This window comes from Pseudomonas sivasensis (assembly GCF_021391435.1).
Lineage (GTDB): Bacteria > Pseudomonadota > Gammaproteobacteria > Pseudomonadales > Pseudomonadaceae > Aquipseudomonas > Aquipseudomonas sivasensis.
In genome coordinates this window covers 39,175-63,369 of record NZ_CP090029.1, presented here as the reverse complement: position 1 = coordinate 63,369, position 24,195 = coordinate 39,175, and the positions used below count along the sequence as shown (strand labels likewise).

The 24,195-nt window shown below is 62.0% G+C and carries 18 protein-coding genes; 13 read left to right on the top strand and 5 right to left on the bottom strand.

Annotation, left to right across the window (positions count from 1 at the left end; genetic code table 11):
* Position 1 precedes the first annotated feature (1 nt).
* Together tssB and tssA are read right to left on the bottom strand one after the other, a co-directional pair.
* Complete coding sequence (gene tssB / locus LRO94_RS00295; protein WP_010207547.1) at positions 2-508, bottom strand: type VI secretion system contractile sheath small subunit; 507 nt, start codon at positions 506-508, stop codon at positions 2-4.
* 54 nt (positions 509-562) lie between these two features.
* Complete coding sequence (gene tssA, locus LRO94_RS00290; RefSeq protein ID WP_099601763.1) at positions 563-1,582, bottom strand: type VI secretion system protein TssA; 1,020 nt, start codon at positions 1,580-1,582, stop codon at positions 563-565.
* Positions 1,583-1,976: 394 nt separating this feature from the next.
* On the opposite strand from tssA, the gene tagH reads away from it, so the two are divergent.
* From tagH to tagQ, 12 genes are all read left to right on the top strand, one after another.
* Entirely contained in the window at positions 1,977-3,308 is a 1,332-nt protein-coding gene (tagH, locus tag LRO94_RS00285; protein WP_179179744.1) for a type VI secretion system-associated FHA domain protein TagH, read from the top strand.
* A 57-nt stretch (positions 3,309-3,365) separates the two neighbouring features.
* A complete protein-coding gene (gene tssJ / locus LRO94_RS00280) occupies positions 3,366-3,875 on the top strand; it encodes a type VI secretion system lipoprotein TssJ (RefSeq protein ID WP_122681905.1) in 510 nt (169 codons plus the stop codon).
* An 18-nt stretch (positions 3,876-3,893) separates the two neighbouring features.
* Positions 3,894-5,228: a type VI secretion system baseplate subunit TssK gene (gene tssK, locus LRO94_RS00275; RefSeq protein WP_179179745.1), complete on the top strand. Its 1,335-nt coding sequence runs from the start codon at positions 3,894-3,896 to the stop codon at positions 5,226-5,228.
* A 6-nt stretch (positions 5,229-5,234) separates the two neighbouring features.
* The gene (locus LRO94_RS00270) at positions 5,235-6,524 is read left to right on the top strand and encodes a DotU family type VI secretion system protein (RefSeq protein ID WP_032884432.1); all 1,290 of its coding nucleotides are present in this window, start codon (positions 5,235-5,237) and stop codon (positions 6,522-6,524) included.
* On the top strand, positions 6,521-10,021 hold the full coding sequence (gene tssM / locus LRO94_RS00265; protein WP_122681907.1) for a type VI secretion system membrane subunit TssM: 3,501 nt from the start codon (positions 6,521-6,523) through the stop codon (positions 10,019-10,021). The genes LRO94_RS00270 and tssM overlap by 4 nt, the downstream gene beginning before the upstream one ends.
* A complete protein-coding gene (gene tagF / locus LRO94_RS00260) occupies positions 10,018-10,671 on the top strand; it encodes a type VI secretion system-associated protein TagF (RefSeq protein WP_095185215.1) in 654 nt (217 codons plus the stop codon). The genes tssM and tagF overlap by 4 nt, the downstream gene beginning before the upstream one ends.
* Complete coding sequence (locus LRO94_RS00255; protein ID WP_032884427.1) at positions 10,672-11,391, top strand: PP2C family protein-serine/threonine phosphatase; 720 nt, start codon at positions 10,672-10,674, stop codon at positions 11,389-11,391. It begins immediately after the preceding gene.
* Positions 11,388-14,360, top strand: coding sequence for a serine/threonine-protein kinase (locus tag LRO94_RS00250; RefSeq protein WP_095185214.1), 2,973 nt, complete (start codon positions 11,388-11,390; stop codon positions 14,358-14,360). The genes LRO94_RS00255 and LRO94_RS00250 overlap by 4 nt, the downstream gene beginning before the upstream one ends.
* Positions 14,360-15,064, top strand: coding sequence for an ABC transporter ATP-binding protein (locus LRO94_RS00245; RefSeq protein ID WP_032884425.1), 705 nt, complete (start codon positions 14,360-14,362; stop codon positions 15,062-15,064). Before LRO94_RS00250 ends, LRO94_RS00245 begins: the two co-directional genes overlap by 1 nt.
* A complete protein-coding gene (locus LRO94_RS00240) occupies positions 15,064-16,248 on the top strand; it encodes an ABC transporter permease (protein ID WP_179179746.1) in 1,185 nt (394 codons plus the stop codon). The genes LRO94_RS00245 and LRO94_RS00240 overlap by 1 nt, the downstream gene beginning before the upstream one ends.
* Positions 16,241-17,953, top strand: coding sequence for a formylglycine-generating enzyme family protein (locus tag LRO94_RS00235; protein ID WP_032884423.1), 1,713 nt, complete (start codon positions 16,241-16,243; stop codon positions 17,951-17,953). Before LRO94_RS00240 ends, LRO94_RS00235 begins: the two co-directional genes overlap by 8 nt.
* A gap of 84 nt (positions 17,954-18,037) precedes the next feature.
* Positions 18,038-18,964 carry a type VI secretion system-associated lipoprotein TagQ gene (gene tagQ / locus LRO94_RS00230; RefSeq protein ID WP_122681911.1) on the top strand — a complete coding sequence of 309 codons (927 nt, stop codon included), beginning with the start codon at positions 18,038-18,040 and terminating at the stop codon, positions 18,962-18,964.
* A 98-nt stretch (positions 18,965-19,062) separates the two neighbouring features.
* Here the strand turns inward: tagQ and LRO94_RS00225 are convergent, their stop codons facing one another.
* Positions 19,063-19,914, bottom strand: a complete 852-nt coding sequence (locus LRO94_RS00225; protein WP_122763974.1) for a hypothetical protein — start codon at positions 19,912-19,914, stop codon at positions 19,063-19,065.
* A gap of 274 nt (positions 19,915-20,188) precedes the next feature.
* Between LRO94_RS00225 and LRO94_RS00220 the strand changes: the two genes are divergently transcribed.
* On the top strand, positions 20,189-20,563 hold the full coding sequence (locus LRO94_RS00220; RefSeq protein WP_003195530.1) for a hypothetical protein: 375 nt from the start codon (positions 20,189-20,191) through the stop codon (positions 20,561-20,563).
* A gap of 76 nt (positions 20,564-20,639) precedes the next feature.
* On the opposite strand, the gene LRO94_RS00215 is transcribed toward LRO94_RS00220, so the two are convergent.
* Entirely contained in the window at positions 20,640-22,040 is a 1,401-nt protein-coding gene (locus LRO94_RS00215; RefSeq protein WP_032884419.1) for an aminoacyl-tRNA deacylase and HDOD domain-containing protein, read from the bottom strand.
* A gap of 77 nt (positions 22,041-22,117) precedes the next feature.
* A complete protein-coding gene (gene recG / locus LRO94_RS00210; protein WP_032884418.1) occupies positions 22,118-24,193 on the bottom strand; it encodes an ATP-dependent DNA helicase RecG in 2,076 nt (691 codons plus the stop codon).
* Positions 24,194-24,195 lie beyond the last annotated feature (2 nt).

Below are 24,195 nucleotides of genomic sequence, written 5' to 3'. Positions count from 1 at the left end.
ATTATTGGTCCCCTGCAGGCTTAGGCGCGCTGGCAAGTGCCTGAAGCAGTGCCGGGTCCTTGATTGCCTTCATGATGATTTCTTCAGCGCCGGTCTTGCCGTCCATGTAGGTCAGCAGGTTGGCCAGCTGGGTGCGGGCTTCGAGCAACTGGTTCAGCGAGTCGACTTTGCGCGCCACGGCGGCCGGGCTGAAGTCGTCCATGCTTTCGAACGTGATATCCAGGCTCAGGTTGCCTTCGCCGGTCAATTCGTTCGGTACGTGGAACGCTACGCGCGGCTGCATGGCCTTGAGGCGCGAGTCGAAGTTGTCGACGTCCACTTCAAGGAACTTGCGATCAGCCACTGGCGCCAGAGGCTCGGCAGGTTTGCCGGCGAGGTCGGCCATCACACCCATCACGAAGGGCAGCTGGACCTTTTTCTCGGCGCCGTAGAGCTCGACGTCGTACTCGATCTGCACCCGAGGCGCGCGGTTGCGCGCGATGAATTTCTGAGAACTTTGCTTCGCCACGTTGCTGCTCCTGGTCGCTTGAGCGACGGTGTTGTTACTGCGCAGTCGGACGGCTTACTCGCCGTCCGGCCCGCGCAGGTTTTCAAATTGGGACATGCCATCGGGAATCAGATTGCGCACGATCGCGGCAAAGTCGGCATGCACCAGATTCTTCGCTCGGTTCAACAGCACCGGCAGCGGGCTCGAAGGCTCGTGACGGGTGTAGTACGCAAGGATCTTGTCCAGGCTGCGCAGTACATCATCGCGGCTGGCGATATCGCCGGCCGGGCGCGATGCCGCAGGGGCAGCGGCGTACTCGACCGAGGGGGCATTGTCGTCACTGACGGCCTCGGGTTCGCTGCTGCCTTGGGTGTCTGGAACCGCTTGATTAAGCACTTGCAGCGCCTGCTTGAGCGGTTGCTTCAAGAGGGTCAGGTCCACGCCTTGGGCTGAACCGACCTGGTCGCTGACCTGCTGCTCGATGGCTTCGCAAGCCGCACGCGCGGCGCTCAAGGCGTCGCGGGTGGCTTGCAGGTGTTCGGGGTCGCTGTCGAGGAACGCGGCGTTCAGTTGCTGGGCGCCGAGCTGTTCGTCGGGGAAATTCATCAGGCCGCTGGCATTCAGCGCGGCGCGCAGGCTCACGGGGCCGAAGGTGCGCGAGCGCGTGAGGATGCTTTCGCGCAGCAGGCGAATGGTCGCGTCACTGGTCAGGCCAGACAGGGCGTTGATGCGCACGGTCGGGTCGTTGTCGTCGTCGGCATCCAGGCGCGGGTGCAGGTCGGACCAGTATTCGCGCAACAGGGCGTCGATCAGTTTCAGAACGTCGGCCAGCCCGGCCACACCCTGGAGGGCGAGGGAACTTTGCAGGAGGAAATGGGTGATGCGCAGGTCTTTGCTGCGCTGCAGCAAGTCGAGGCTCTGCTGCTGGATGCTGCGCCAGTCCGGCGGCTCGGCGGGCAAGATGGAATCACCCATGCTGCGCTCAGGCTGGCCCTTGGCATCACGCTCCAGTTGGAGAAATTGCGCGTCATATTCCATGTCTTCGCCACAAGGCGAAGTCGCGGAAACGGCGGTGAGCAGCAACGGCACATCCACTGAAATTGATCTCCCTATCAGCCCGTTATATGGCGGGCAATTCATGCATTAGTTGCGCGAGGAACTTTGCATGTTTTCTTGGTCATATAAGCACGGTGCTACTAATGTGCCATCATTGGTGTTCAAGAAGTTGTGCATTTTTGGTGTAGTAGTTAGGGCTTGTCAAGGTAAGCTATTCGCCCTCTGTGACAGATGTGCGGTGCTTAACAACCTGCGCGACTGGTGGGTCGAACGGCGCACCGGGACAGGATTTTTGTCATAGAGCCCAGTTAAGATCAGCGATCATGCTGGCATCGGCAGGTTGTAGACGGTCGGAGGCACGATCTGATGGGGAACTCGCGGGATTCTCTGTCCCGTGAATCGCTCGCGCGCGAAGTATCAGCAAGGAGGCAAGATGTCGCTGTGTTTGACTATCACTAGTTATCACAAGATTACCCCAGGGCAGTGCGCCGAAAAGTCCATGAATCAGGGCTCGATGGCGATCGGCCGCAGTTCGGATAATGACTGGGTATTGCCTGATCCTGAGCGGCTGGTGTCTTCACAACATTGCGTAATTCAATACAAAGATGGCCGTTATTATTTAACCGATAACAGCACAAACGGTGTGGAGTTGGTTAACGCCGGTGTTCGCATGCGCCGGGGTAATAGCGAGCTGCTGCAAAATGGCGAGCTGATCCGCATCGGCGATTACGAGATTCAAGCGCGTATCGACTTCAACGTTCAGGTCGCCGATAGCCAGCCGTTTGCCGGTGAATCGCCGAACAGCTTTGAAGCACTGATGGGGGCCGTGGTGAACGCTCCGCTGGCGACCCCAGTAATTGCGCCGCAGTTTCAGGGCGCCTCGTCGATGGACACCTTGCCGGACCTGTTCGACTTCCTCAGCCCCACCGCCGTGCCGCCGCCGACCGTGCCGGACCACGTGCCCTGCGAACAACACGACTTCCGTCCGCCGACACCTGTGGCTGTACCGGTGGTCGAAGCGCCCCCAGTGTCGGGCTCGGTGATTCCTGAAGACTGGGACTTGTTCGGCGACGCGCCAGCGCCGTTGGTCAGCGCGCCGCCACCCCCACCTCCAAGCGCGCCGATCATCCCGCCGCCACCCGTGGTCGAGCCTATGCTCCCCGTGGCCGACAGCCAACAACCCGACCTCTTGCAAGCCTTCCTGCGCGGCGCTGGCCTCGACCAGTTGCGTCTGGACAAAGCCCAAGCAGAAGCCCAGATGGAAAGCATCGGCCGCAGCTACCGGCTGATGGTCGAAGGCTTGATCGATGTGTTGCGCGCACGCGCCAGCCTCAAGGGCGAATTCCGCATGCAGCAGACGATGATCCAGCCTGCTGAAAACAATCCGTTGAAATTTGCCCCGAATGCCGAGGAAGCGTTACTGCTTTTGCTTCGTCATGGAAACCAAGCGTTTATGGCGCCGGACCTTGCCGTGCGGGACAGTTTCGACGACTTGCGTGCCCATCAGTTGGCCGTGATGGCCGGGGTGGAAGCCGCAATCAAACACCTGCTCACGCGCTTCGAACCGGCCCAGCTGGAGGAACGCATGGGCAAGCCCGGCGGGCTATCGAGCATTTTCAACGGCTCGCGCCAGGCCCAGTACTGGCAGCAGTTCACCGAGCTCTACAGCAATATTTCCCGCGAGGCCCAGGAAGACTTCCAGGACCTGTTCGGCCGCGAATTCAGCCGAGCCTACGAAGAACACAGCGCACGACAGCGTCGCTAATCGCGGCGCCGCAACAATGGATCAACGGATAGCTAAGTACGTCATTGAGGACGCAGGATGATTCCCAGGTTTTTACTCGCAGTCGCCACCGCGCTGCTGCTGACGGCGTGTGCCAATGACGCCGTCAAACCCGAAGCGGCGGCCGAGGAGCAAGCGGATACTGCTGCGGTCGAGTTGCACTTCCATGCGATTTCCGGGCTTAACCCCGGCCCCAACGGCCAGGCCGCGCCGGTTCGGGTGCGCATTTTCGAGCTGAAAAACGCCGCCACCTTCGGCCGCTCCGACTACTTCGCCCTGGCGGACCGCGCCCAATCTACCCTCGGCCTGGACCTGCTGGACCAAGACGAAGTGATGGTCCAGCCCGGCCAACAATTGAGTATCCAGCGCGATCTCGACCCGTCCACGCGCCAGATCGGCTTGCTGGTGGGTTACCGCGAGTTGGACCGCGCGCAATGGCGCACGGTGATCAACGTGCCGGCGCGCCAGTACACCGAATACCAGATCAGCCTCGATGTGCGTGCCGTGCGCGCCGACGTCGTGGTTTCCCCATCCAGCCCTGCCCAATAACAAGCAATCGGAGCCCCCATGTCCTGGAACAATCGCGTGGTCTGGTCGGAAGGCATGTTCATCGGAACGCAGCACTTTCAGCAGCATGACCGTTACCTGGAAAACCTGATCGACGCCCGCAGTCGCCCGTTGGCCGCTGGTGCCTGGGGCTTTTCCGAGTTGCTGATCGACCAGGGCCTGCTGGCCCAGGGCAAGCTGGCCATCGTCTCGGCGCGTGGCCTTTTGCCCGACGGCACGCCGTTCAATATCCCCCAGGACGACCTGGCACCAAGCCCGCTGAACATCGACGACAACCTGCGCGATGGCCTGGTCTACCTGGCCTTGCCGCTCAAACGCGCGGGTGCGCGGGACACGGTTGACGAAGGTGAAGCGCTGGAAGCCGCACGTTACGTGAGCCAGGTGCGCGAAGTGCGCGACGACAACGCCCCGTTCGAAAACCGTGCGCCCGTGGCCGTGGGGTCCCGTGCCCTGCGCCTGCTCACTGCCCAGGATGGCGTCAGCGATTACGCCGCCATCGGCCTGGTGCGTATCAAGGAAAAACGTGCAGACCGCGCCCTGGTGCTCGACGACACCTACATCCCTCCGGTACTGGACGTGGCCGCGAGCAAGCCGCTGACCGCGTTTCGCAGCGAACTGCTGGGCCTGTTGCACCAGCGCGGCGAAGCCCTGGCCGGCCGCGTGGTCGCCTCGGGCGCCGGTGGTGCGTCGGAGATTGCTGACTTCATGCTGCTGCAATTGGTCAACCGCGCCCAGCCGCTTATCCAGCATTTCAGCCAGTTGAGCCCACTGCATCCGGAGCGCTTCTTCAGCGAACTGGTGAGCCTGGCCGGTGAGTTCTCGACCTTTTCCACCTCGGGTCGTCGTCCCCACGAATACCCGCAGTACCAGCACGATGACTTGGCCCTGAGCTACGCCCCGGTGATGGCGGCTCTGCGTGAAGCGCTGTCGATGTTGATCGATAGCAAAGCCACACCGATCCCGATTGTCGAGAAAGCCTACGGCATCCACGTGGCGATGCTCGCCGACAAAACCCTGCTCGACAACGCCAGTTTCATCCTGGTGGTGCGTGCCGATGTGCCTGGCGAAACCCTGCGCGGCCGCTTCGGCCAGCAGAGCAAGGTCGGCGCGGTGGAGCACATCCGCGACATGGTCAACCTGCAACTGCCGGGCATTGGCCTGGTGCCGTTGCCGGTGGCGCCGCGCCAACTGCCGTACCACGCGGGCAGCACTTATTACGAGCTGGACCGGGGCAGTGAGCATTGGCAGCAACTAAGCAACTCCGGCGGCTTTGCCTTCCATATCGCCGGGCAGTTCCCGGGCTTGAACTTGGCCTTCTGGGCGATCCGAGGATAATCTGCGATGCATCCCAATGATGACGACCGCACCCAGTTCATGCCCCGCCCAGGTGGCCGCGCGCCTGAACCTGTGCGCGCAGAGCCGGCTCCGCTGTCGATGCCGGCAGCACCGATGCTCACCGGCAAAAGCCAGGGCCTCAACCCGCTGGAAAGCGCCGCCGGCCCGCTGCTGGCTTTGCTGACGCGCCTGCGCAACACCATCGCCCACCCCGCGCCAGCTAGCCTGCGTGCGCAGTTGCTGGCCTACCTGCGTCAGTTCGAAGAGCGCGCCGAAGCCGCCGGCGTGGCGCGCAACGAAGTGCTGCTGGCGCGTTATGCGCTGTGTACCGCCCTTGATGAAGCCGTATTGAGCACGCCGTGGGGCAGCACCAGCGATTGGGGTAAGCAAAGCCTGCTGATCACTGTGCACAACGAAGCCTGGGGCGGCGAAAAAGTCTTCCAGTTGCTCGACCACTGCCTGCAAAGCCCACGGGAACGTCTGTACCTGCTGGAGCTGTTGTACCTGTGCATGTGCCTGGGTTTCGAAGGCCGCTACCGCGTGATGAACGACGGTCGCAGCCAGTTGGAAGCCCTGCGCGAGCGCACCGCTGCGGCGATTCGCAGTGCTCGTGGCGAGCATGAGCGCGAGCTGTCGCCGCACTGGCGTGGGGTGACTGTGGCCCGTGATCGCCTGGCGCAATTCATGCCGCCGTGGATCGCCGTAGCCATTGGCGTGGCGCTGTTGTTGGCGTTGCTGTTCACCTTGCGCATGCTCCTGGCGTCGCAGGCGGAGCCGGTGTTCAAGAATATCCATGCCCTGGGCGAGATCCCGGTGCAGGCCATCGACCGTCCGGTGGCGCAGCCTAAAGTCATCGAGCGGCCGCGTTTGGCGGGGTTCCTGGCTGAAGACATCAAGGCTGGTCGCGTTGCCGTTGAAGATAAAGTCGACCGTTCCGTGGTCACCATTCGTGGCGATGAACTGTTCGCATCGGCCAGCTCCAGCATTGTCGATGACTACCAGCCGCTGATGCTGCGCATCGCCGATGCCATTCGCAAAGTGAAGGGCCAGGTGCGCGTGACCGGCCACAGCGACAATCGTCCGATTGCCACGCTGCGCTTCCCGTCCAACTGGGCGCTGTCCGAAGCACGGGCCAAGTCGGTGCTGGAAATCCTCGCGGCCAAGACTGGCCAAGCGGATCGCTTCAGTGCCGAGGGCAGAAGCGACACCGAGCCGTTGGCCACCAACAGCACAGCCGAAGGCCGCGCCCGCAATCGTCGGGTTGAAATCACCGTATTGGCGGAGGGCGTCGAGTGAAGGCGTTTTTCAGTTTTATGATTCGCTGGGTGATCCCGCTGCTGGGCCTGATCGCCTTGAGCCTGATCATCTGGTTTGTCGGGCCGTTGCTCGACGTGCTGATGCCGGAAGGGCGCCGTTGGGCGCTGATCATCCTGGTATTCGCGGTGTGGATCGCCTACCGCGTGTTCCGCATCATCCAGGCGCGGCGCCAAGCGGCCGAAGTGATGCGCAGCCTGGCTGCCGAAACCCCGGCCGACCCCAACAGCGTGGCCACTGCCGAAGAGCTCACCACTCTGCGCCAGCGCATGGACGAAGCCCTGGCGCTGCTGAAAAAAGCCAAGCTCGGCGGTGACGAGCGCCGCAATCTCTATGAGCTGCCGTGGTACGTGATCATCGGCCCGCCGGGTTCGGGCAAGACCACCGCGCTGGTCAATTCCGGTTTGCACTTCCCGTTGGCTGCGCAGTTGGGCGCCGGTGCGGTGCGTGGCGTCGGCGGTACGCGCAACTGCGATTGGTGGTTCACCGATCAAGCAGTATTGCTCGACACCGCTGGCCGCTACACCACTCAGGACAGCAACTCCACGGTGGATAAAGCCGCGTGGCTGGGCTTCCTTGACCTGCTGAAAAAGCAGCGTTCACGCCGCCCTATCGACGGCGCATTTATCGCCATCAGCCTCTCGGATTTGCTGCTCGGCACTGATGCCGAGCGCGCTGCCCATGCGGCCGCGATTCGCCTGCGCATCCAGGAGCTGTACACCCAATTGGGCGTGCGTTTCCCGATCTACCTGATGCTGACCAAGCTCGACCTGGTGCCGGGTTTCATGGAGTACTTCGACAACCTGAGCAAGGAAGAGCGCGCCCAGGTGTGGGGCATGACCTTTGCCTTGGACGACGGTAAAAACAGCGACAGCCCGCTGGCCCATTTGCAAAGCGAATTCGCGGGTCTGGAGCAACGCCTCAATGAGCGTTTGGTTGAGCGTCTGCAACAGGAACGCGACCCGGCGCGGCGCGACCTGATCTACGGCTTCCCGCAGCAGTTCGGCGCGTTGAAGGATTGCCTGCAAAGCTTCCTCGAAGGCGTGTTCAAACCCAACGCCTTTGAAGAGCGCGTGTTGCTGCGCGGTGTGTATTTCACCAGCGGTACCCAAGAAGGCAGCCCGATTGACCGCCTGATCGGCGCCATGGCCCAGAGCATGAACCTGGACCGCCAGCACCTGGCACGGCAGAGCGGCACCGGGCGCAGTTACTTCATCGAAAAACTCTTCACCGCGGTGGCGTTTGCCGAGCGTGGCTTGGTGGGGGTGAACCCGAAGGTCGAGCGGCGGCGCAAGTGGATTGCGCGCGGCGTGCTGGCGGCCACCGTGGCGTTGGTGGTGGTGGTCAGCGGCCTGTGGTGGGTGAGTTATCGCGCCAACCAGGCGTATATCGCCCAGGTCGACCAAAAGGTCGCGCCGTTGGGCCAGACCGTGCAGAACCTAAGCCCGGCGCAGCGTGAAGTCCTCGCCGTACTGCCGTTGCTCAACGCGGTGAAGAACCTCGCGGGCGACTCGCCGAGCTGGTCCGAAGGTCTTGGCTTGTATCAGGGCGACATGCTCGAAGCCGAATCCGCCAGCGTGTACCGCAAGTTGTTGATCGCGGTCTTCGCGCCACGCTTGGTGACGCGCATCGAGGAGCAGCTGCACGGCGGTGGCAATTCCGATTTCCTCTACGAAGGCCTCAAGGCCTACCTGATGCTCGCCGACAGCGAGCATTACGACCCGGACTTCATCAAGGCCTGGATCGCCCTCGATTGGGACCGCAACCTGCCGCGCGACCTGCCGGCCGATCAGCGCCAGGCGCTGACCGGCCACTTGCAGGCGCTGTTTGATCGTCACCCTCCGAGCGCACGCCTCGATCCGCGCTTGATTGATGACCTGCGTCGCCAGTTGCAACAGCTGCCGGTGGCCCAGCGCGTCTACGACCGGGTCAAACGCCAGAAACTGCCTGAAGGCATCCCGGACTTCCGTATCAACGAAGCCGCCGGCCGCGATGCCGCGCTGGTGTTCAGCCGTAAAAGCGGCAAGCCGTTGGGCGAGCCGTTGAGTGGTTTTTTCACCGCCAAGGGCTATCGCCAGGCATTCCTGCTGAGCAGCCTGAACCAGACCGGCACCTTGGCTGAAGAGCAGTGGGTGTTGGGCCGCGAGCAGGCCGATCAGCAGAACGTGGTCAGCCTCGCCGCCGATGTGCGTCGCCTGTACTTCCAGGACTACCAGCGCCAGTGGGATGCCTTGCTCGCCGACATCGACTTTGTGCCGATCACCAGCGTGGCCCAGGCGGCCGATGTCCTGCGGGTAATTTCCGGGCCGACTTCACCGCTGAAAAAGCTGCTGGTTGCGGTGGCCAAGGAAACCGATCTGCAAACTGAAGAGCGCCAATTGGCCGCCAAAGGCGTGCCGGTGGAAGGCGGCGTCGACAAGCTCAAGGAGCGCCTCGGCAGCCTGCTCGGCCAGGAGCAACCGACGGCCAATGCGCCGGCGGCGGCGGATGATCCAGTCACCGCGCACTTTGCCGAACTCAACAGCATCGTCAGTAAAAATGAAGGCGAGCCAGCCGCTATTGATGGCTTGTTGTCGGACATGAACGCGCTGTATGTGCAGGTCAGCGCCATGGTCGGTGCCAGTGGCGACGCGTTGCTCGGTGAGGCGAAGAACCAGGCGGCCGCTGCTGCCACGCGGGTCAGCCTGAACGCCGAACGCCAGCCGCCGCTGGTGCAGGGCATGGTCAAGTCGGTGGTCAACTCCACCACCAACAGCATGATGGGCGGGGTGCGTAACCAACTGAACGCGGCATGGGTCAGCGAAGTGGTCAACGTGTATCGCCAGTCCCTGGCAGGGCGTTATCCGATGTCGCCGGGCAGTGCGCGGGACGCCACGCTGGATGACTTCGGGCAGTTCTTTGGTGTGGGCGGGGTGATGGATAACTACTTCCGCAAATACCTGCAGCCGTATGTGGACACGTCTGCGCAGACTTGGCGCTGGCAGCCGGGCGCGGCGCAGAAGCTGGGGATCGCGCCGGGTGTTCTGCAAACCTTCCAGCGCGCCGCGACAATCCGCGATGCGTTTTTCCGCTCCGGGGGCACGCAGCCCATCGTCCGCTTCGAACTCAAACCGGTGTCGATGGACCCGACCATCACCCAGTTCTTGCTCGATCTCGACGGCCAGCAACTGAGCTACGACCACGGTCCAAGCCGTCCGGTGGCGATGCAATGGCCGAACCCCGGCAGCATTGGCGTGGTGCGCATTTCCATCATGCCGCCATCGGCCAGCGGCCGTTCGGGCGTGACACTTGACGGCCCATGGGCGTGGTTCCGCCTGTTGGAGCAATCTGACCTCACCGCTGGCAACTCGCCGGACCGCTTCAACCTGCGGCTGCGGGTCGACGGCGCGAGCATCGCCTACGAGTTGCGCGCCAACAGTGCTTTCAACCCGTTCAAGAGCCGCGTGCTCAGTGGCTTCAGCCTGCCGGAGCGGCTATGACGACACTGGGTTTCTACGGCAAGTTGGCCAGTCGCGGGGATTTTGTCAGCCGCGCATTGCCCCAGAGTTTTGTCGGTCCGTGGGACAGTTGGCTGGCCGCGGGTTTGCTGGCCAGCCAGAACAGCCTGGGCGGTGATTGGCTCAACGTTTACCTGGTCAGTCCGCTTTGGCGTTTTGTACTGGCGCCGGGCGTGTGCGGGCCGGATGCGGCGGCGGGTGTGGTGATGCCGAGTATTGATCGGGTCGGGCGCTATTTTCCGTTGGCGGTGGTGGCCTTGCTTGATCACGACACCAATCCCGCCTCATTGGTAGGCGGGCCGGACACGTGGTTCGAGCATGCCGAAGAGCTGTTGCTCAGCACGTTGGACACCGGCGCGACCTTTGAAAGCTTCAACGATGGCCTCGATACCCTCGGCTTTCCAGCCAGTGAGCCGCGCGCGGTCGATAGCCGTTTCGCGGGCCTGCAAAGGGTGTCCGCCACCGTGCCCCATGGGCGCATGACCGCGCTCGCCGAACAGGCCTGCGAAGGCGCAAGCCTGTGGTGGGGCCGAGGGTCGGAACGTATTTCCCCTGGTTTATTACGGTGTCAGGGCTTGCCTGCCGCCGGTGATTTTGCGCAGTTTTTGCTCGGACAAGAAGGTGTGGTGTAGATGGGGGCGACGTACAAATCCGCGAGCAAAAGCCATGTGGGCATGGTGCGCCAAGTTAACGAAGACGCGTGCCTGGACCTGCCGGAAAACCGCCTGTGGGTGGTGGCCGATGGCATGGGCGGGCATGCGGCAGGGGACTATGTCAGCAGCCTGATCGTCGACAGCCTGCGCAGTGTGCCGTTGGGCCGTTCTCTGGACGAATACTCGGCGGCCCTGCGCAATGACCTGATCCGCATCAACGCCGCCGTGCGCGAAGAAACCGCCAATCGTGGCGTGACCATGATGGGCAGCACCGTGGTCGTACTCGCCACGCGTGGCTTGCGCGGTGTATGCCTGTGGGCTGGTGACAGTCGCCTGTACCGCCTGCGCGATGGCGTGCTCGAAGGTATTTCCCGCGACCACAGCTACGTGCAAGACCTGCAAGACAGCGGCCTGCTCAGCGAAGCCGACGCCCGCGTGCATCCGCGCGCCAATATCGTCACTCGCGCCATTGGCGTGGAAGCCCAGCTTGAAGTGGCGGTAGTCGACCTGTTGATCGCCCCCGGCGACAGCTACCTGCTGTGCAGCGATGGCTTGAACAAGACCGTCGAAGACCATGAAATTCGCGAAGTGCTCAGCCACGACGCGCCGGATGAAATCGTGCGCAGCCTGGTGCACCTGGGGCTCAATCGCGGCGCGCCGGACAACATCACCGCCATCGTTGTGAAGGTATCGGCATGAACATTGTGATTCCTGGCTACGACATCGAAGGCGAGATCGGCGAAGGCGCCATGGCCAGCGTGTACCTGGCGACCCAGCGCTCGCTGGAGCGCAAGGTGGCATTGAAGGTGATGGCGGCGGCATTGGCCGCCGACCCGAGCTTCTGCGAGCGCTTCCTGCGCGAGGGCAAGACCCTGGCGCGCCTGTCGCACCCGCATACGGTGACCATCCATGACATCGGCAATGTCGGTGAGCTGTATTACATGGCCATGGAGTTCCTGCCCAACGGTACGCTCAAGGAGCGTATCGCCGCGGGTATGACGCCGGAACAGGGCGTGACATTGATCCGCCAGATCGCTTCGGCGCTGGGGTATGCCCACGCTCAAGGATTGGTACACCGGGACGTCAAGCCGGCGAACATCCTGTTCCGCGCTGACGGTACGGCGGTGCTCTCGGACTTTGGCATCGCCAAGTCCCTGGACGACCGCACCCAGTTCACCCAGGCCGGTTTCGCCGTCGGTACGCCGAGCTACATGAGCCCGGAACAGGCGCGGGGCCAGGAGATCGACGGGCGCGCCGACCTGTATGCGTTGGGCGTGGTGCTCTATGAAATTCTCGTCGGCAAGCTGCCGTATAGCGGCACCGACGCGCTCTCCACCGCGCTGGCGCACCTGACCGAACCGTTGCCGGAATTGCCGGTGCACCACGGTCGTTATCAGGGCGTGTTGCGTAAGTTGTTGGCCAAGGATCCGGCCGAGCGGTTCCCGGATGCAGCGGCGTTGCTGCTGGCCCTGGACCAACTGCCGGCGGATTCGCCGGAAGCCACGCTGGTGCGACCACTGCCGATCCCGGTGAGTTTTGACCTGGCGGGTATCACGCCGGAGTCCATCGAAATCCCGACAGCCAAACCCGAGCCAGTGCGCCAACCGGTGGTGCCGCCGACGCAGCACAGCGAGCAGCGTCGCGGGCCTGTGTTGGCGCTGGCAGCGGTGGCTGTGGCGGTTGCCCTGGCGATTGGCGGCGCTTCCTATTGGTGGCTGAGTGGCGATGATGAACCGGCCAAACCACCGGCCGCCGTAGTCCCCGCAGCAACACCCCCAGCAACACCTGCAGCGGCAGTGGTTGAGGCGGATGGCGGTCAACGTCCGCTGTTGATGGCGGGCAAGAAAACCCTGTTCCAGCGCGTCCTCAGCAAGCCGGGCGCGAAGCTTTCGGATGAGGCAGGCAGCGCGGCGGGCAAGGCTCTGCCCGCGTTCTCAGTGCTTTACGTGTACCAACGCAAAGACATTGAGGGGCAACCGTGGGTACGCGTCGGCACCGCCACCGATGGGCGCAGCGACGGTTGGTTGCCGGCCTCGCAAGTTAGCGACTGGAAACAAAGCCTGGTGCTCAAGTTCACCGAGCGCTCGGGCCGTGCGCCGGTGATGTTCCTGCGGCAATCGGGGGAAGTGGAAAAGCTGCTCGCCGACCCGGCCGCCGCCAAGAGCGCGCTGGCCAAAGCGCAGAAAAACAGCGAAGACAACGGGCAAATTCTTGCCCTGGAACCGACGGCCAGCGCCGTGCCGCAGAACCAGTTTTACCTGTTGCCGATCTTTGACTCCAAAGAGAGCTTCGACGAAAACGGTCAGCCGGTGCAGTTGCTCAATGTCGCTTCCATCGACCCCGGCAGCAGCGCCGTGGCCAAGCCCGCCACGCCGGTGATCAACGCCAATGCCGATGCCTTCCGCACTGCGGTGGTGCTGGTAGTGGATACCACCGTGTCGATGCAGCCGTATATCGACCAGATCCGTGACGTGGTTCATGAGCTGCAAACCCGCATCGCCGAACGCGGCGAACTCGATAGCGTCAGCTTCGGCATGGTCGGTTTTCGCAGCAGCATCAAGAAAACCCCTGGCCTGGAATACGTGGCCAAAACCCTGATCAGCCTCGACCAGGGGCGTGATCCACAACGCTTCCTCGACATGGCGCGGCAAGTCAAAGCGTCCAGCGTTTCCAGCCATTCGTTCAACGAAGACGCGTTTGCCGGGGTGATGCAGGCTGTGGACGGCATGGACTGGTCTGGTTATGGCGGGCGCATCATTCTGCTGGTCACCGATGCTGGCGCGCTGCGCAAGAACGACCCGTTCGCCGCCACCCAGATGAACGAAGCCGAAGTGCGCCAGGCCGCGCTGGGCAAGCAGATCAAGATTTACGCTCTGCACCTGCGCACCGACGCCGGCAAGAAAACTCACGCTGGCGCCGAGAGCCAGTACCGCATCCTCACCGCCGACGCCAACCCGCAGATCGGCGACTTGTACACACCGGTGCCCGGTGGTGATGTGCGCAAGTTGGGTGAGCGCGTCGATGAGATCGGCAGCGTATTCGCCAACCTGGTGCATCAAGTGCGCAGCAACACGCCGCAACCGGTCCCGCTGCTCAGTTCGGCACCGACCTTGGCGGATAAATCTGCCGCTGTTGGTTACGCCATGCACATGGACTTCCTCGGCCGCAAAACCGCGAGCCAGGCGCCGCAGCTGGTTAGCGCCTGGACTGCCGATCGCGACCTGACCAACCCGGCGCTGCCGGCGTTCCAGGTGTGCGTGATGCTGACCAAGTTGCAGCTCAACGATTTGCAGCAGTCGCTGAAACTGATCGTCGACGCGGCGCGCAAGACCCAGACGTCACCCAAGGATTTCTTCCAGGAAATTGCCAGCGCCTCTGCCTACATGAGCCGCGACCCGCAAGCCCTGCGCAAGGGCGGCAACTTGGCCGATGGCGGCATTCTCGGCGAATACCTGGAAGGCCTGCCGTACCGCAGCAAGTCGCTGAACATGACCCAGGACTTGTGGTTGTCGTTGAGCGTGGCCGAGCAGGAAGACTTTATCGACGAGCTGGATTCGAAAATCCGCCTCTACGAAACCTTCCATAACGACGTGGCCAACTGGGTCCGTTTCGGCGATGCCGAGCCGGGCGATGCGTTGTACCGCGTGCCGTTGTCGACGCTGCCGTAATGCTGACCCTGAGCGCGGTGCACAAGAGCCGGGGCGTCGGTAGCCAGCGCTATAGCCTGGTGATCCCGGCGCTGGCGCTGCGCGCGGGTGAGCAAGTGGCGATCGTTGGGCCCAGCGGTTGCGGCAAGAGCACCTTGCTGGATTTGCTGGCGTTGGTCCTGGCGCCGGATCAGGTGGGGCACTTCGAATTTAATGCGATCGACATTGGCAGTCTGTGGCGTGCGGATCAGCAATCGCGGCTGGCGCAGTTGCGCAGCCAGCACTTGGGCTACGTGCTGCAAACCGGTGGCCTGCTTGGCTTTCTCGATGTGCGCGGCAACATCGCCCTGTCCCGGCAACTGCTGGGCTTGAAAGACGATGGCAGTGTGGCGCGCCTGGCCGAGCAGTTGGAAATCAGTGACCAGTTGGCGAAGAAACCCTCGGCGCTGTCGGTGGGCCAGCGCCAGCGCGTGAGCTGCGCCCGAGCCCTGGCCCATGCACCGCAACTGGTGCTGGCGGATGAGCCGACCGCGTCCCTTGACCCGTTGAATGCCGAGCGCGTGATGCACGCCCTGTTGGCCCAGGCCCATGAGCACCGCGCCGCCTGTGTGATCGCCACCCATGACGAACCTCTGGCCCGTGCCAGTGGCTTGCAGATTCGGCGTATCAGTTGCCGCCGCGATGCCGACGGTGGCGTCACCGCCACCCTTGGGGAGGCGTGCTGATGCGCATCCCCTTGATCGCTTCCCTGGCCTGGCAGGATTACCGCAACGACGCGTGGCTGTCGGCCTGTTCGGTGCTGGCATTGGTGGCGGTGATCGCGCCGTTGCTGGTGTTATTCGGCCTGAAATTTGGACTGGTTAGCAGTTTGACCGAACGTTTACAGACCGACCCCGCCACCCGTGAAATTATTCCGTTGGGCGGTGGTCGATTCAGCAGCGCATTGATTGAGCAGCTTGCCCAGCGCCCCGATGTGGCGTTTGCCATACCGCGTACGCGGCAGATTGCGGCGACGGCGCAGGTGGGCGCGCTGACGTTGGAGATGCTGCCGACAGCGCCGGGTGATCCGTTGTTGGGTGCGCTGGTGCTGCCGCATGGCCTGAACCAGATCGTGCTGAGCCACACCGCTGCCGAGAAGCTTGCAGCGCGGCCAGGGGATCTATTGGAAACCCGCTTTGCCCGCCAGGTAGCAGGACGTGTCGAGGAGCAGCGCACAAAGGTACAGGTGGTTGCGGTACTGCCGCTGGAAGCCTTCGCGCGGGACGCTTTGTTCGCCGATCTGGCCCTGCTGGAAGCGGCGGAAGATTACCGCGATGGTCGCGCCGTAACGGCGTTGGAATGGACGGGCGAAGAGGTGGCGGTGGGTGAGCAGCGGGTGTACCCGGCGTTTCGCTTGTACGCGCGCAATCTCACCGATGTAGAAACCTTGCGGGTGTATTTCGCTGGGCAGAACGTGTTGGTATCGACCCAGGCGAACACCATCGCCCAGGTGCAGTCGTTGAGCCGCAACCTGTCGATCGTATTCTGGGTGATCGCCGGGCTGGCGTTGGCGGGGGCGTTTGCGGCGATCTTCGCTGGGGCCTTGGCCGCCGTGGCGCGCAAGCGACGGGAATTGTCAGTGCTGCGCCTGTTGGGGTTTTCCACCGGCGGGTTGTTGTTGTTTGTAGTGGTGCAGGCGCTGTATAGCGCAGGGTTTGCGGCCTTGCTCAGCGCCGGGCTGTATGGCTTGGCCGAAGCAGCGTTGAACAAATTATTTGCGCAGGTGCCGGGCGAGTACGCCAGTCATCTGCTGGCGCGTCATTACGGCCTGGCCCTGGTTGCAGTCCTCGGCGTCAGCGCCGTGGCGGCGGCGTGTGGTGGCTGGCGAGTGGCGCGTATCCAGGCTTCTGAAGGAATCAGAGATGTATAAGTTACTGGGCGCCGTCGTGGCGCTGAGCCTGGCCTCGATGGCCTGGGCCGATGAAGCAAGCGATAAACTGGACAACCCCAAACCGTTGCCAGATGACGTGAGCCTGCCGCTGCCATGCGAGGGCAACATGGTGTTCCGCTACGCCTACGTACTGGCCCAAGGCACGCTGGATGACCGCGAAATCAGCCTCGGCTACCCCTTCGCCGAAGGCGAGGCCGGTTACCAGCAGTCGTTTATTTCCGGCTATCGCCGCGACTTTATCAACGGCCAGTTCACCCTCAAGGATTTGCCGAAAGACTGGAACAAAGTCATCGCGCCGTTGATGCCGAAGACAGACGCCAAGACCCCACTCAAGCCAATGCTGTACTTCATCGGCAAGTACGAAGTGACCGCTCGCCAATACGCCCAAGTGATGGCCCAGGCGCAGTCCCTGGCCAGTGGCGAGCCGGCGCCGGCCTGCGATGCGCCGACCGGTATGGCCGGGCGTTTGCCCAAGGTGAAACTGTCGCGGTTTGAGGCCGAGCGGTTCTCTGCGGTGTACAGCGCCTGGCTGATGAAGTACCACCGCGACTTGCTACCGGTGAGCGGGCGCGGTTCGTCTGCGGAAGACGGCGGCCTTGGCTTTGTGCGCTTGCCCACTGAAGTGGAGTGGGAGTTTGCCGCACGCGGTGGCCAGGCGGTGAGCCGTCAGGATCTGGAGGGGCGTCTGTTTCCTCGTCGCACTGAAGGCAGCGAAAGCGATGGCCCTCTGGGTGATTACGCCGTGTTCAACCAAGTCGCCGGCGGTACTGGCCAGGCGGCGCGCCTGATGCCCATTGGCACCAAACTACCCAATCCAATTGGCATGTTCGACGTGATCGGCAATGCGGCGGAAATGGTCCAGGAGTCTTTCCAATTGGTCCATGCCGGTCGACGCCAGGGCACTTACGGCGGCTTTGTGGTCAAGGGCGGCAACTACCTGGAAGGCGAGGGCACGCTGTTCACTGGCATGCGCCGCGAATACCCGCTTTTCGCCGCCGACGGCACCGAGCAAAGCAATGAAACCACCGGTTTCCGCGTGGCGATTGGTGCGTTGTCGGCCCCGCGTTCACGTTACAAGGAGTTGTTTGCGCAGTGGCAAAAGGAAGGGCGCCTGGCCGCGCTGACCGACGCCATCGATGACGCCCAAGACCCGACCAAACGCCTGGACAGCATCATCGCCGCCAGCGTCGACCCCAAGCTGCAAGCCGAATTGGGGCTGGTTAACGAAGAGCTCAAGCGCAACGTCTCGCTGATCGCCCAGCAACGCGAAGAAGCGGCGGGCAACCTGATTCAGTCGGCTGCATTGGTGGCTGAGACCATCAGCAACTACAACATCCGCCTGGCCAACCTGCAGAAGAGCCGCCAACAGTCTCTGGACAATAAGGATGAGGCCAGCGCGAAGCTGTTTGATATGGCCATTGCCAACGGCCGCAGTGCCCTCGACGGCGCGGTCGCGATTTACATCGACAACTTGGCGACGGGCACGCGCTACACCGATGCGGTGATCCAGGCGCAGTTTCAAAGGATCAAGGAAGAGTTGGATCGCAAGCCAGTGCTCGGCAAGAGCCTGGTGACGCGCGCGACACTGTTCGTCCGCCATGTCGGCAACTACCGCAAACAACAGCGGGCTGACCCGGCGACGATCTTGAAGGAATTGCTCGCAGCGAGCGGTCAGCGGTCTTGATCGTTGGCTGTATAGCGAGCTTGGAAGGGACTCAGGCGGCAGTTGCCGCGCTGGGCAAGTCAAACTTAGAAGAGAACACAACCTATGCTTTTTTCCCGTAAGGCGGTTTCCAAGCGTCACCTGTTGCTGATTGCCGCTGGCTTCAGCACCGTGCTGACAGGCTGCGCCACATCGCCGGCCTCCAAGGTGGCGTCCAGCACCAAGGTCGAGTACTACCCCAACTGCTACGAGCCGGTGCAGCATTTGCGCGCCACCGACTCGAACATGACCAAGTCGGTTGTCACCGGCGCGGCCATCGGCGCGGCCGGCGGTGCACTGCTGGGCGCCCTGACCGGCGACTCCGAAAAGCGCGGCCGTAATGCTGCCATTGGCGCAGCGGGCGGCGCCCTCGCCGGCGGCGCGGCGGGTTACTACACCGAGCGTCAGAAGCAGATCGCCGACGACAACCAGCGCATTGCTTCGTATGCGGCTGACGTAAACAAAAGCGCCTCCGACATCGACCGCAGTACCGCGTATGCCAAAGCGTCGCAACAGTGCTATCAGAGCGCGTTCACCAAGCTGGTGGCTGACCGTAAGGCCAAGACCGTCAACGACACCGAAGGCCGCAAGCGCCTGGCGGAAATCGTCTCGGGCTTGAAGGAGTCCAATGACCTGATCGTTGCAGTCAACGGCAAGGCCAGCGAAGACCTGAACAACTACACCCAGGCTTACGAGAAAGACCTGCAGCAGGTTGGCGTACAGCGTGCCGACGTGGTCACCGTGGCCCAGGCCGATGTAAAACCCGTTGTGACGCCGGGCAAGAAGAAAGGTACAGGCACTAAACCGCCGAAGAAGCCGCCTCTTCCAACCGTCCCAACAGAAGCAGTGAGCACCGAAAAAACCTTCCAGACTGCCCAGACCAAGCAAGATGAGAGCAAGAAGGTCGCCAGCGCCGGTAAAGCGCAGATCGAAGGCACTTGCCGCGATCCAAACCTGGCCGACTGGGCGCCGGTGCCTTGCCCTAACGTTTAAGTCACAGCCTTAGGTTACGCTGAGCATTGAAAACGGCCGCCTCACTTAACAGTGGTGGCGGCCGGTATTCAGGCTGACTTATTGATGTTGAATTCTGTTTAAACGTCTAAGCCAGTGACTTTGAAAGCCTTACTGGAAAACGTTATCTTTGTTGGGATTGCGTTAGTTCCCGTGGCTTGGAAAATAATATCGCCGGTGAGCGTTTGGGTGTGCTCGTTGTAGTTGAATGTGATTTCACCTGACTCTGCATGATATACATCACCATAAAGTAAGGTTGATAGCGCGGACTTTCCACTTTCGTCCTTATTGATGGGTAGCGTTTGCGTGGTGCCGTCGCCAAGTTTTGCTTTAGGGATATGAACAAACAGACGCTGGTTACCCACCGCTGCATCAAGCGTAAGGAAGCCAGGGTGGTCGGGTGCCTCGACGAACTGCATTGAAAAAGTCTTTGGCGTAAAACTGGAGTTGCCAGGTTCAATAGTTCCCGTCAGCTCGCCGGTTGTTGTAACTTCAAGCGGCTGATGGAACGCTATTTTACCTAGACTTAGGTACGCTTCTTCCGTGATCAGGGGATTTACGTTTTTCGCCACACAGTTGAACGTAGCGTCAATGCGTTCAATAGTAGCAGTTGTGTTCAGATAAAATGAGCCGCTCTCTGAGTGGAACGAGTTCAATATGTTAGTCTTTGGTGCTATGTAAACTAGATCTACGAGATTGTTTGATCCATTATCCAAACTGTAGTTTCCTGGGCTCAAGCCATCGGTAATTCTTGCTTCAAAAGTATGCAGTCCACCTGCTGGGCCGCCACCCAATACCAATCTGGAGCCATTAATTAATAGTTTTCCATTTTTCAAGGTTATGCTTGGGGAAATGACAATTGTGTGATCTATTTCGCCGAGCTTTATATGAAATTCTATCTCTTTGACGCGTGCATTTTGTTCGGGCTTCATGGCGCGGGTCCTGTTTCAATATAGACAGATGTAGGGGTGATAATCTTGGCTTTCAGCAGGTCTTTTAAATACTGTTAGGATTCACAGTCTTTTATATTGATTTCGAATACTTATTATTCCGTTAGTGAGCACGTCAGGTGTGTAGCGTTTAAAGTGACTCATTAGTCAGCACTTAAGAGGCGTGTTGAGTTGTCCACTCTGCTATGACGAAGTGGCGTTCTCCCGGCGAATCGCTAAACTGCGCCAGTCCTTATTATTCCGAGGCTGTGCATTTATGAAATTTCGTCTTCTCCTCTGGGTGCTGGGCCTGATGATGGGCAAAGCCAGCCGGACCAATCCCGCCTTCCAGCAACAGTTGGGTGATAAAGACCTGGCGTTCCAGTTGCAGACCCTCGACGGCAAGGTTGCCCGTCACTTCATCGTCAAAGACCAACGTATTACCAGCCGCTCAGGTGTTCATCCTGCGCCGGCGTTCGCCATTGCGTTTAAAGATGCCGCGTACGGCTTCGCCACGATGCAGGCAAAGAACAAGCAACTGGCGTTCATGACGGGGATTCAGGACAAGTCGATCCAGATCAAGGGCAACCCGGCGCTGGTGATCTGGTTCCAGGGGTTGACCAAGTATTTGAAGCCGAAGAAAAAGAAGTAGGCGTTCAGGGAAACCAAGTTGGATTCATCGGGGGCAAGTCGCACCGCCCCCGATAGCTATCTGAGAGGCGACAGATTCAGTTTTGAGTGAACTGGGACGCCAACTCACGCAACAGCACTTCTGCATCCAGCACCTTGCTCACCACTTCTTCAGCCTTGTCACGGCTCAACCCCAGGCGCTCCAGCAACGCATCCGGGATCGCCTCATCCGGCCCAGAGCCAATCCCTCGGCTGCGCAACAGGCGCACAGCCAGGCATACCAGATTCGGGTATTCGGCATATTGGCCGTCGTAGGTTGGGTCGTGCTGAAAGCGCAGGGCGGTGGACAGTTCGTCCGGCATGTCCCAGTAGCGCATCAACCAGGCACCGATCTGCTCGCGACTGATGCCCAGCAAATGTTGCTCCACGTAGCTGTGGCACAGATGCGGGTTGACCTCCAGGTGGCGGCAGATCAGCGAGAAGTGCGGCGGGAACACGTGGGCCAACAGCAGGTAACCGAAGTTATGCAGCAGGCCGGCCAGGTAGGTCAGGCCTGCTTCCGGGCGCTGGGCGCGGGGCATGGCACGGGTCAGGCCTTCGATCACGGCGGCGGTGTAGATCGACTGGTGCCAGTACGGCGTGGCCTGGTGAGGGTGGTCTTTGGGCAGGCTCAAGGTCTTGCCGAGGGCCAAGCCCAGTGCCAGGTTGATCACCAGATCGAAACCCAGTACGCGCACGATGGCGTCTTCTACTGAACGGATCTTGCCGGGCGACGCGTAGTACGGTGACGCGGCCCAACTGACCACTTGTGCCGCCAAGGCCGGGTCGGTCTCGACCACGCCGGTGATGTCGTCGATGGTGGCGTTAGGGTCGACGCGCAGCTTGATGATCTTCTGCGCGGTGTCAGCCAGTGGTGGAATCTCGATGGTCGCTTCCAGGCGCTGCTGGATACGGCGAGCGGTGAACGCCTGCATCGCCTGGGTGATTTCCTCACGGTCATCATTGGGGCGGTCGAGGTTCGGTCGGATATTACTCAGCGGCTCGCCGAAGTTTGCGGCGCTGGCTTTGGTGAGCATGGTCTTGAACGCATCGCTGGCGATCTCCAGCAGCAGCCCTGGCTCGCCCGAATGCACCAGCAGGCTCGGCTCGTCGAGCAGGCTGCCTTCGTACAGGCACGGCGAGCTGGTGAGTGCCGGCAGGCCTGGCAGCAGGCTCAGCTCATGCTTGTCCAGCATACGCTTGACGCGATCCGGCGACACCGCGATGAGGCGGCGACCGGTGAGTTCGGCGAGGCGGTTGAGGTCGAGCAACTGGTTTTGGGGGAACAGCACCATCAGTGCACCCACCGCATCTTCCAGCAGCACAGCCTGCACCTTTTGCGCAGGATTCAGGCCAGGGTGTTCAGCAACTTCCGTGTAGGGGATGGCGAGCTTTGCGAGCAGAGCCCGGATGACCGGTGGGGCGGTCAGCGGGGCTGTGGCGAGGGCAACTTCTGACATGGCCTGATCCAATTTCTTACAGTCATCGGAGTATAACCAGCTTGATACATTTGTAGGTCGCTTAAGTGAGTCAGGCGTCACACTTGGCCGTATTGCTGCCCATGGCGTAGCCAGCGATCCAACAGCGGGCTGACGTGATCCGGCCAGCGCTCCATCAGGGCCTGTGCCGCATCGCGCACGGCGGGCAGCAGGTCGGCGTCGCGCATGAGGTCGGCGACTTTGAATTGCAGCAGGCCGGTCTGGCGGGTGCCGAGCATTTCGCCGGGACCGCGCAGTTCGAGGTCTTTTTCGGCAATGACGAACCCGTCGTTGGTCTCGCGCATGATGCCCAGACGCTGGCGACCGATCTGCGACAGCGGCGGGTGATACAGCAGCACGCAGTGGCTGGCCGCGCTGCCCCGGCCGACGCGGCCGCGCAGTTGGTGCAGTTGCGCCAGGCCCAGGCGCTCGGGGTTTTCGATGATCATCAGGCTGGCGTTGGGCACGTCCACACCGACTTCGATCACCGTGGTGGCCACCAGCAGTTGCAGGTTGCCGGCCTTGAAGTCGGCCATCACGGCGGCTTTTTCGGCGGGCTTCATGCGCCCGTGGATCAGCCCGACCTTGAGTTCGCCGAGGGCGCTGGTGAGGTCTTCATAGGTGGTCTCGGCGGCCTGGCAGGTCAGTTCTTCAGACTCTTCGATCAGCGTGCACACCCAGTAAGCCTGGCGCCCTTCGGCACAGGCGCCGCGTACCCGTTCGATCACTTCGACACGCCGGGTATCGGTGACCAGTACGGTGTTGACCGGGGTGCGGCCGGGCGGCAGTTCGTCGAGGATCGAGGTGTCGAGGTCGGCGTAGGCACTCATGGCCAGCGTGCGCGGGATCGGCGTGGCGGTCATGATCAACTGGTGCGGGTTCATGCGACCGCCCACGCCTTTCTGGCGCAGGGCCAGGCGCTGCTGCACGCCGAAGCGGTGTTGTTCGTCGATGATCACCAGGGCCAGGTTCTTGAACTTCACCTCCTCCTGGAACAGCGCATGGGTGCCCACCACCATCGGGGCGCCGCCGGCGATCTGCTCCAGTGCCGCTGCGCGGTTCTTGCCCTTGAGCTTGCCCGCCAGCCACGCGACTTCCAGGCCCAAGGGTTCGAGCCAGCGCTTGAAGGTGATGAAGTGCTGCTCGGCGAGAATCTCGGTGGGTGCCATCAGCGCCACTTGGTAACCGGCTTCCAGCGCCTGCAAGGCGGCGAGGGCGGCGACCACTGTTTTGCCTGCACCCACGTCACCCTGAATCAACCGGAGCATGGGTTCTTTTTGGCTGAGGTCGTAGGCGATTTCATTGCCTACACGTTGCTGGGCACCGGTCGGCGCGAAGCCAAGATTGGCCAGGTATTGCGCAGGCAGGCGCGTGGCCTTGGGCATCGCTGGGGCGCGCAGGGAACGCATGCTTTCGCGCAGGCGCTGCTGGGACAGTTGATGAGTGAGCAGTTCTTCGAAGGCCAGGCGGTGCTGGGCCCAGTGGTGACCCAGGGCCAACTCGTCGACGTCGGCGTCGGCCGGCGGGTGATGCAGGTAGCGAATTGCGTCGTCCAGCGGCGCCAGTTGGTAGTCGCGAGCCAGCTCCAGTGGGAGCCAGTCGGGCAGGCTTTTCGGGCCGAGCATGGTCAGGGTCTGCGTGCACAGTTGGCGCAGGCGTTGCTGGGTCAGGCCTTCGGTGAGCGGGTAGATCGGCGTGAGGGTGGTGTCCACCGGAGGCGGTTCGTCGCCGGTGATCGCGCGGTATTCCGGATGGTAAATTTCCAGGCCCGAGGCACCGGGTCGCGCCTCGCCATAGCAGCGCACGCGTGTGCCGCGTTTGAGGCCTTCCTTCTGCGCGTTGCTGAAATGGTAGAAGCGCAGGCTCAGGCCGCCGGTGCCGTCCTGCAGGCGCACGACCAGGCTGCGGCGCTTGCCCATGACCACGTCGGCCCCGCTGACGGTGCCTTCCACTACAGCGTCTTGCCCTGGGCGCAACTGGCCGATGGGCACCACGCGGGTGCGGTCCTGATACCGCAAGGGCAGGTGGAACAATACGTCCTGGAGATTTTCCAGCCCGACCTTGGCCAGCTTCTCGGCCATGGCTTCACCGACACCCTTGAGTGCCGTCACCGACACCTGCGACAGCTCAGTCATAC